The sequence below is a fragment of the Streptomyces sp. NPDC008150 genome (assembly GCF_042956945.1).
Lineage (GTDB): Bacteria > Actinomycetota > Actinomycetes > Streptomycetales > Streptomycetaceae > Streptomyces.
In genome coordinates, this window is record NZ_JBIBHJ010000003.1 from 539,210 (window position 1) to 548,619 (window position 9,410).

Here is a 9,410-nt window from a genome sequence, read left to right on the forward strand (position 1 = left end):
AGTTGGCGAGCTACTCCGCCGCCGCGCAGGTGAACGCCGAACTCGCCCAGTCCGCCAGCGCCGTGCCGCCCAGCGGGCCGCGCGGTTCCACGACCAGGCGGACCGTGCGGTAACCGGTCAGGTCCACGTGCACCGGGACCGCGGGGTCACCGCCGCGCACCGTTCCGGAGCTCCACAACGGCACCCCGTCCGCGTACACCGAGAACGCCACGCCGCCCGCGCCGAGCGCGAGGTCGTCGACGCCGGCCACCGCGTCGTACGACGTGCACGTCCGATTGAGGGTGACGGTGACCGAGGAGCGCGCGTGGACGGTCACGCCGTTCGCGTACGACACCTTCGCGATGGACACCCGCGACCGCTGCCACACCGGGGTGCTCGCGCCGAGGACCAGTTCCGGCGAGGTGCCGTCCCCGGCGACGTCGTACGACAGCTCGCTCAGCCGGTACGCGGCGGGCGCGACGCTCGGCGGGGGCGTCGGGGCGGGCGTCGGCGTCGGCGTGGGCCGCGGGGCCGGGGTGGGCGTCGGGGAGGGGGCGGGCGTGCGCGACGGGGTGGGTGGCGGCGCCGGTGTCCGCCGCGCCGGGGCGGACGGTGCCGGGGTCGGCGTGGGCGTCGGTGCGGGCGTCGACTTCCGTACCGTGGCCGGGGGTTGGGGCGCCGGCTTCGTCGGTGTCGGCGAGGGGGGCTCCGGGCGGACGACCGGCGCGGACACCGGCGGCTCCGCCCTGGGGGGCCGCTGCGGGTTCTCGTTGCCCACCAGCGCGAGCGCCACCGCCGCCGCCGCCACCGCGACCACACCGGCCGCGATGCCCGCCTTCACCGGCGCGCCCAGCCCCTCCGAGGCCGCCGCGCCCCCGGCGCCCGCGCCCGTGCCGCCCGACGAGGCCGCGCCGGCCGCCGCGGCACCGGCCGCGCCCGCCGACGCACCGCCCGCGAGCAGGCCGAGCACCTTGGCGTACCCGGCCGCACCGAACCAGCCGATCACCGCCAGCGGCACGACACCCGGGATGCCGCCCGCCACCTCCTCGATCTGCGTGGCCGCGAGGCGGCACTTCGCGCACTCCTCCAGGTGCTTGCGCAGCCCCCGCTCGGCACGGGTGCGCAGCCTGCGCCGGGCGTACGTGCCGAGCTGGTCGGCGTACTGGGCGCACTCCTCGTCGGCGGTGAGGGAGGCCGAGACGTGGGCCTGGAGGTACGCCTGCTTGAGGCCCTCCCTGGCCCGGCTGGCGAGCACCCGGGTGCCGTTCGCGTCGAGCCCGAAGAGCGTGGCGACCGCGCTCGGCGACTCGTCCTCGACCTCGGTGTGCCACAGCACGGCCTGCCAGCGCTCGGGCAGCGAACGGAAGGCCCGCATCGCCATCGACTGCTCGGCCTCGTGCATGGCCCGCACGTCGGCGCCCAGGTCGACGCCGGCGCCGAACGAGCCGGTGGCCGCGCCGTCCTCGGACGCCTCGGAGGCACGGGACGCCTGTGCCGCGAACACCGCGAAGTCGTCGACCAGTTGCTCGCGGCGCGCGGACTGCGTCCACCCCGCGGCCACGCGCCGTACGGCGGTGAGCAGGTAGGCGCGCACGGCGTACTCGGGGCCGGAACCGCCGCGCACCGCCTGGAGCATCCGCGCGAACACCTCGGCGGTGAGGTCGTCGGCGGTGTGGACGTCCCGGCAGCACGTGCGTGCGTACCGGCGCACGGCGTCCGCGTGGCGCCGGTACAGCTCCTCGTACGCCGTGTCGTCGCCCCCGCGCATCCGCCCGATCAGGTCGGCGTCGGAGGGCGGGAGCCCCGGGTCGGTGCCCAACGGGTCTTCGGCGAAAGGCAGTTGAACGTCCTGGGGCGTGCCGCGCGGGGGCGTGCCGATGACCGGGAGCCGTACCGTCGGGGCGGATTCGTCGTCCTCGCGGAGCCGGGCGCGCTGCTCCGGGACGCTCTCCGCGGGGCAAGGACCGCTGTCCGCCGCCGTGTTGGGCGTCCCGGCCGCGGGGCCGGTGGTCGCCGAGGGGCCGGTGGCCGCCGCGTTGCCGTGCCCGCGTCCGCCCTGGCTCGGTACCTGTGGCGGGTTCGGGTCCGCGGCTTCCGTGCCGCCGTCGCCCCGCGCCTCGTTCCGCCCGTCCACGCTCATCGCGGAAAGCCCCCGCCGCCTGCCGAACCCGTCCTGAACACCGGGTCAGCGTGCCACACGCGCCCAGGGGCGGGCCCGCCGCGAGCGGGGCTTCCACCCGTCCGTGGGGATCTTCCGCATGGCTGTACTAGCGGTTACTCTTCCGGGGAAGGATCAACTGCTCGTGTTTGACGGTGAATTGACTGCCGTCGGTCCGGACGCGCCGGGCGGGAAGAGGTGCTGCCCGCCCGGATCCCGGACGGGCAGCACCTCTTCCACCGGTCTCAGCGGGACCGCAGTCCCTCCAGCAGGATGTCGAGCAACCGCGCCGAGGCGGCGGCCTGTTGCACCTGGTCGGGCAGCGAGGGCGCCGCCGTCGCGATGACCAGCAGCACGTCCGACACCGAGACGTCGGGCCGCAGTTCGCCCGCCGTGCGCGCGCGCTCCACGAGCCGGCCCACGACGTCGAGCAGCGCGGCGACCCCCGGATCCTCGTCCCCGGGCACCCCCGGCACGCTTCCGTCCTGCACCAGCCGCAGTTCGCCCGAGCCCGGCTGGACCCGCTGCTGCGGCACCCGCGCCCCGGCCGGCACCGTGTCGTCCTCGCCGACGCCGACCCGCAGCACCTGCGGCGGCAGCAGCCGCCCGGCGCCCGAGGCGACCGAGGTGCGCAGGAAGCGGGACAGCGCCGACCACGGCTCGTCCTCCTGGCCGAGCGCGGTACGGGCCTGGTCGGTCAGCCGGGCGGTCTCCTCCTCGGCTATCCGGCGCACCAGGACGTCCTTGCTCGGGAAGCGCCGGTACACCGTGCCGACGCCGACCCGCGCGCGCCGTGCCACGTCCTCCATCGGCGCGCCGTACCCCAGCTCGCCGAAGACCTCGCGGGCCGCCCGCAGTACGTGCTCCAGATTGCGCTGTGCGTCCACGCGCAACGGCGTCGTCCGCGGGCCTTCGCCGCGTCCCTGCGCCGTTGACGCGCCCACCGTCCCGCCGCCGGGTACGACGGCGGAAGCGGATGTCCAATGAGAGTCCTGAATGTGCATAAGCGATCCCCCGGTAATGACGTCTCCCCCCGGAGACTCCTCGCCACTGAAGCCGGAGTGTGTGGAAAGGGCATCGATCCCGGTCCGGTCCGCCCCTGGCGGATCTGCCGTCTCGTCCCCCGCACCCCGTCGACACACGAACATAGTTGAGAGACAGTCAATTCAGAAGGGGCGCGTTCCGCACGGAGCGCCCCCCGGCCGGACCAGGGGGCGCGTCCCCCTGGGACGCCCGCCCCGCGACCCCCCGGACCACCCGTCCCGACCTGCGAACCTGCCCCTTCGGCGACGGTCCGGGGAGGGACGCCGCGCCGCCGTCCGTCAGTCACACAAATTGCGGGCCCTGTGGACAAAATCCGGTGCCGGGTGCGTCATGGGGTGGTGAAGGAACCTGCGCGCATTCTCGTCGTCGGCGGCGGCTACGTCGGTATGTACACCGCCCTGCGCCTTCAGCGGAAGTTGAAACAGGAGCTCAGGCGGGGCGAGGCCGAGATCACGATCGTGACGCCCGATCCGTACATGACGTACCAGCCCTTCCTGCCCGAAGCGGCCGCCGGTTCCATCTCCCCCCGCCACGTCGTCGTGCCGCTGCGCCGCGTGCTCGGCCGGTGCCGGGTCGTCGTCGGGCAGGTGCGCTCCGTCGACCACGCCGCGCGCACCGCGACCCTGGACACCCTGGCCACCGAGGAGGAGGGGACGGCGCCCGAGCGGATCACGTACGACGAACTCGTCCTCGCGCCCGGTTCCGTCTCGCGCACCCTGCCCGTGCCGGGCCTCGCCGAGTACGCCATCGGCTTCAAGACCGTCGAGGAGGCCATCGGGCTGCGCAACCACGTCATCGAGCAGATGGACATCGCCTCCTCCACCCGCGACCCCGCCGTCCGCGACGCCGCGCTCACCTTCGTCTTCGTCGGCGGCGGGTACGCGGGCGTGGAGGCGCTCGGCGAACTGGAGGACATGGCCCGGTACACCACGCGCTACTACCACAACCTCGCCCCCGAGGACATGAAGTGGATCCTCGTCGAGGCCTCCACGCGCGTACTGCCCGAGGTGGGCGAGGAGATGGGCCGCTACACGGTCACCGAACTGCGCCGCCGCAACATCCAGGTACTGCTGGAGACCCGCCTCGAATCGTGCACCGACCGCGTCGCCGCCCTCAGCGACGGCCAGCGCTTCCCGACCCGCACCGTCGTGTGGACGGCCGGCGTCAAGCCGCACCCACTGCTCGCCGCCACCGACCTGCCGCTGGACGAGCGCGGCCGGCTGCGCTGCACCCCGCAGCTCGCCGTCGACGGCGCCGACCACGCCTGGGCCGCCGGCGACGCGGCCGCCGTCCCCGACGTCACCGCCGAGAAGCCCGGCACGACCACCGCGCCGAACGCGCAGCACGCCGTGCGCCAGGCCGCCGTCCTCGGCGACAACCTCGCGCACGCCCTGCGCGGCGAACCGCTGGAGACGTACGAGCACCGCTACGTCGGCTCGGTCGCCTCCCTCGGACTGCACAAGGGCGTCGCGCAGATCTACGGGCGCAAGGTGAAGGGCTACCCCGCGTGGTTCATGCACCGCGCCTACCACCTGAGCCGGGTGCCGACCGTCAACCGCAAGGCGCGCGTACTCGCCGAATGGATTCTCTCCGGCCTCTTCAAACGGGAGATCGTCTCCCTCGGCTCACTCGAACACCCGCGGGCCGAGTTCGAACTCGCGGCCGGTGGGGAGCCTCCGCACCCCCCGCGGCAACCGGAGAACCCGTTCTGACCGTCCGGAAACCGGACGACCCGCCCCGGTTCTCCGACTCCCCGACGCCCGACGGATGCCCGCGCGGTGCGTCACACTGCCAGACTGGACCACGGTCCCGGGGCGGGCAGCCCGCCCGACCCGGAATCCCATGAGGCTTGTCCCCCTGTGCCGCACCGTCCGGTAGGCGCCGCCCCGGAATGGGCGGCGGTGCCGCCACCGACCGCCGGCCGGGTCCGGAGCCGGCCGAAGACGACGACACGAGGCAAGGATTCGTGAACTTCACGCGCTGGAGCGCCCGGCTCCCCGGAACGCAGCGCCGCGCCGCAGCGCGGACCGACCACCCGGCGGCCCCGGACCGTCGCACCGACGGCTCCGTTCCCGCCGCCCGCGCCGGGCGGTCAACCGGCATCGCACCGCCGGTGCCCGCCGTCGAGGACCTGCCCGCCCGCGAGGTCCTCGACCGCGTCCCCGCCCTGGTCGCCCTGCTGCACGGCCCCGACCACCGCCTCACCTACGTCAACGACGCCTACGTACAGGCCTTCGGCGCGCGCCCGCTCGGCGAACCCGCCCGCGAGGCGCTGCCCGAGCTCGAGGCGATCGGCCTGCCGACCCTCCTCGACCAGGTCCTGCGCAGTTCCAGACCCCGCACGGTCAAGGCCCGCAAGGCACCCGACGGCCGCAGCTACACCTTCACCTGCACGCCGGTCACCGACAGCGCCGAGGGCGAGGGCGGCGTCCTGGTCTTCGCCACCGACGTCACCGACCACGCCGAGGCGGCCGAACGCCTGCGCGCCGCCGAACGCCGCCAGCGCGAGACCGCCGTCACCCTCCAACGCTCTTTGCTCCCGCAGGAGTTGGAGGAACCGGACGACCTGCGCATCGCCGCCACCTACCAGCCCGGCGGCACCGAGGCCGCGGTCGGCGGCGACTGGTACGACGTGATCACCCTGGGCGGCGGCCGCACCGCCCTCGTCATCGGCGACGTCATGGGCCGCGGGGTACGCGCGGCGGCCGTCATGGGCCAACTCCGCACCGCGGTCCGCGCGTACGCACGCCTCGACCTGCCGCCGCACGAGATCCTCCAGCTCCTCGACGGCCTCGCCGCCGAGATCGACCCGCACCAGATCGCCACCTGCGTCTACGCCATCCACGACCCCAACGAGGGCCGCCTGGTCTACGCGTCGGCCGGGCACCTGCCGATCCTGGTCCGCGACGAGACCGGCGCAGTCCTGCGCGCCGACGAACCGACCGGCCCGCCGCTCGGCACTGGCGGCTGGATGCACTCCTCCGGCTCGATCCCGCTCGGCCTCGGCTCGACCGCCGTGCTCTACACCGACGGCCTGGTGGAGCGCCGCGACGAGGACCTCGACGAGGGCATCGCCGCCCTCGAACGCGCCCTCTCCGGCGCCACCGGCACCCCGCAGGTCGTCTGCGACCGCCTGGTCCGCGCGATGGGCGTCGCCGCCGACCACGACGACGACGTGGCGGTCCTGGTCCTCCAGCACCCCCTGCGCACCGGCCCGGACGGCGAACTGTTCCGCAACGCGGCCCTCGAACTCCTCGGCGGAGTCGAAGCCGCCCCGCGCGCCCGCGCGTTCACCTCGGGCGTCCTGTCGAGCTGGCGCTTCCCGACCGAACTGCACGACCTCGGTGTCCTCGCCGCCAGCGAGCTGGTCGCCAACTCCCTCCAGCACGGCACCCCGCCCACCCGGCTGCGGCTGCGCCGCACCGACCGCCGCCTGATCGTCGAGGTGACGGACGGCGACGACCACCTGCCGCGCCAACGCCGCGCCGAACCCGCCGACGAGTCGGGGCGCGGCATCGCGATCGTCGCGACGATCGCGTCCAGCTGGGGCTCCCGCCGCACGGCGGGCGGCAAGGCGGTGTGGTGCGAGTTCGTCCTGCCCCGCAAACCGCAGTGAGTTCGGCCGGCGCGACCTGACGTGCGAAGGGGCCGTCGGGCGGGTGCGACAACGCACCCGCCCGACGGCCCCTCGTCCACGCATCGGGCCGGCCTGCGGCCCGTCCGGTCAGACGTCCGCGGGCACCGGCTCGGCCGGCTTCCCGCCCCGGGCGACCACCCGGCTGCGACCGGCCAACGGCTGGTCCTGCACGACGGTGAGATGCCGCCCGAGCCGCACCGCGAGCACCGAGATGCCCAGCGAGAACAGCAGGAACGTCACGATGTACGGCGCCTTCAACGACGCCCCCATCGGCCCGCCCACCGCCGGCCCCACAGCCAGCGCGAGCTGCTTCACGAGGGCGAAGGCCGAGTTGTACTGCCCGGCCATCCCGCTCGGCGCGAGGTCCGCGACCAGCGGCGCCACCGTCGGCGACAGCAGCGCCTCACCGAGCCCGAACAGCGCGTACGTGGAGACGAACGCCGCCGTCGCCATCGCCTGGCTGCCGTGCCCGAGCCCGGCGTACCCGGCCACCGCCCACGCGAAGGTCCAGATCAGGCCCACGGCCGCGATCACCCGCGACCGGCGGCGCCGCTCGACGAGCTTCAGCACGGCGAACTGCGCGACCACGATCATCGCGGTGTTGGCGGCGAGCGCCGTGCCGAGCGTGGACGTCGAGATCCCGGCCGCCTGGACGCCGTACGCGGTCAGCCCCGAGTCGAACTGCCCGTAGCAGGCGAAGAACAGGACGAACCCGAGCACGCACAGCTGCACCATGGCCCGGTTGCCGAGCAGCTGCCGCCAGCCGGTGCCGTCCGCACCCGAGGGCGCGCCCTCGATCCACGGCGCCCGCGGCATCCGCACCGTGGCGAGGACCGCGACGAGCACGAGGAACATCGCCGCCTCGATCGCGAACAGCAGCGTGAACGACGCCGGGTCGGAGGTGTCGACCAGGTGGCCGCCGATCAGACCGCCGACGCCGAGCCCCAGGTTCTGCAGGAAGAACTGCGTCGCGAAGGCCCGCGAGCGGGTCTCCGTGGTCGAGCAGTCCACGATCATCGTCGCGAGCGCCGGCTGCATCACGGCCTGCCCGGCCCCGAGCGCGGCGGCCGACAGCAGCACGGTCGCCGACTGCCCGGCGAGCCCGAGACTCATCGACCCGGCGGCGGCGAGGACCAGCGCGACGACCAGGACCGGCAACGGACCGCGCCGGACGATGGCCCGTCCGGCGAAGGGCAGCACGATCAGCGCGGCCACCGCGAACACGGCGAGCACCGTGCCCGCCGTCATGGCCCCGAGACCTCGTACCTCCGACACGTAGACGTACAGATACGGGACCGTGAAGCCGAGCCCGAACGCGCTGAGCGCGTTGCCCACGTGGATCCGGCGCATCGCTGCGCCCGTCGCCCTGGTCACTTTCACCTGCCTCGAACAGGAAGCCCACTTCCGCAGCACCAAGGACGGCGGACCCGTGGTGCTTGGCGGGTCCGCCGAAGGAGGATGAGTTAGGAGTGAAGACTTCAGAACTAAACTTAGAAGCTAAACGGTACACCTCGAAGGACTTCAACGCCAAGCGAGCCCGTGCCATACTGCGGCCATGGGTGACATCCCGGACGTCGGCGAGCCGACCCTCGACGAACAGATCGCCGCGTACCAGCGCGAATTTCGCGATCTTGACCCGCAGGTCGAGCAGATCGTCTCGGCCCTCCAGCGCCTCAACCGCCGTATGAACGTCGCCTACGGCCGCCAGACCTCAGCCCTCGGCATCAGCAACGCGGAGTGGGAGGTGCTCAAGGCGCTCGTCCTGTCCGGCGCCCCGTACCGCCTCGGCCCCGGTGAGCTGGCGAAGCGGCTCGGCCTGACGCCGGCCGCCATGACCCACCGCATCGACCGGATGGTCACCGAGGGGCTGGTGACCCGGGCCCGGGACGAGTCCAACCGGGTCCGCGTCATCGTGGAGCTGACGGAGGAGGGGCGCGACAAGTGGATGGAGGCCATGCGCATGGCCTCGGTCTTCGAGGGCGACCTGCTCCAGGACCTCTCCTCCGACGAACGCGCCGTCCTCGGCGAGGTCCTCACGCGCCTGCTCCGCAGGGTGGAGGACGCCCAGCCGGACGCGGGCGGCCGGCTCAGCGACCTCGACTGACCTGCGCGTCTCCCGCGGACCGAAAAGATCTTGCCGGAGGCGGTTGACATGGTCTACCCCGGTCCGTAAGGTTCTTCGAGTTGCCACGGAGCCATGACGGTTTCGCGGCGGCACTCTCGCCGCTTCGAGCGGCACTCAAACCCCAGCACCACCTCCCCACGGAATTGCTTTCGGCATGTCCGAATTCATTTCCCTGGGAGCCCGGCAGCCCGATTAGGCGCCGCCGGGGGGAATCCGCTAGTGTTTGAGATGTCGGAACGGCCCAACAGCCGGGAAGACAAACCCAGTTGACTGGGAGTCGGGCCCGAAAGGATCTGATAAAGTCAACACCGCCGGAAAGGGAAACGCGAAAGCGAGAACCTGGAAAGCACCGAGGAAATCGGATCGAAAAGATCTGATAGAGTCGGAAACACCGAAGGGAAGCCCGGAGGAAAGCCCGAGAGGGTGAGTACAAAGGAAGCGTCCGTTCCTTGAGAACTCAACAGCGT

General features: G+C 73.2%; 6 protein-coding genes. 3 read left to right on the top strand and 3 right to left on the bottom strand.

Annotated features, from left to right (window positions below; translation table 11 throughout):
• Positions 1–10: 10 nt before the first annotated feature.
• Together ACFZA0_RS11750 and ACFZA0_RS11755 are read right to left on the bottom strand one after the other, a co-directional pair.
• On the bottom strand, positions 11–2,119 hold the full coding sequence (locus ACFZA0_RS11750) for a sigma-70 family RNA polymerase sigma factor (protein WP_391014400.1): 2,109 nt from the start codon (positions 2,117–2,119) through the stop codon (positions 11–13).
• 263 nt (positions 2,120–2,382) lie between these two features.
• Positions 2,383–3,141: a TetR family transcriptional regulator gene (locus ACFZA0_RS11755; RefSeq protein ID WP_391014402.1), complete on the bottom strand. Its 759-nt coding sequence runs from the start codon at positions 3,139–3,141 to the stop codon at positions 2,383–2,385.
• A gap of 375 nt (positions 3,142–3,516) precedes the next feature.
• Here ACFZA0_RS11755 and ACFZA0_RS11760 point away from each other — a divergent pair, with 375 nt between their 5' ends.
• Positions 3,517–4,893, top strand: a complete 1,377-nt coding sequence (locus tag ACFZA0_RS11760) for an FAD-dependent oxidoreductase (protein WP_391014404.1) — start codon at positions 3,517–3,519, stop codon at positions 4,891–4,893.
• A 254-nt stretch (positions 4,894–5,147) separates the two neighbouring features.
• Positions 5,148–6,797, top strand: a complete 1,650-nt coding sequence (locus ACFZA0_RS11765; protein ID WP_391014406.1) for a SpoIIE family protein phosphatase — start codon at positions 5,148–5,150, stop codon at positions 6,795–6,797.
• 108 nt (positions 6,798–6,905) lie between these two features.
• On the opposite strand, the gene ACFZA0_RS11770 is transcribed toward ACFZA0_RS11765, so the two are convergent.
• A complete protein-coding gene (locus ACFZA0_RS11770) occupies positions 6,906–8,168 on the bottom strand; it encodes an MFS transporter (protein ID WP_391014444.1) in 1,263 nt (420 codons plus the stop codon).
• A gap of 205 nt (positions 8,169–8,373) precedes the next feature.
• Here ACFZA0_RS11770 and ACFZA0_RS11775 point away from each other — a divergent pair, with 205 nt between their 5' ends.
• The gene (locus ACFZA0_RS11775) at positions 8,374–8,922 is read left to right on the top strand and encodes a MarR family transcriptional regulator (RefSeq protein ID WP_391014408.1); all 549 of its coding nucleotides are present in this window, start codon (positions 8,374–8,376) and stop codon (positions 8,920–8,922) included.
• The last annotated feature ends 488 nt before the right edge of the window (positions 8,923–9,410 follow it).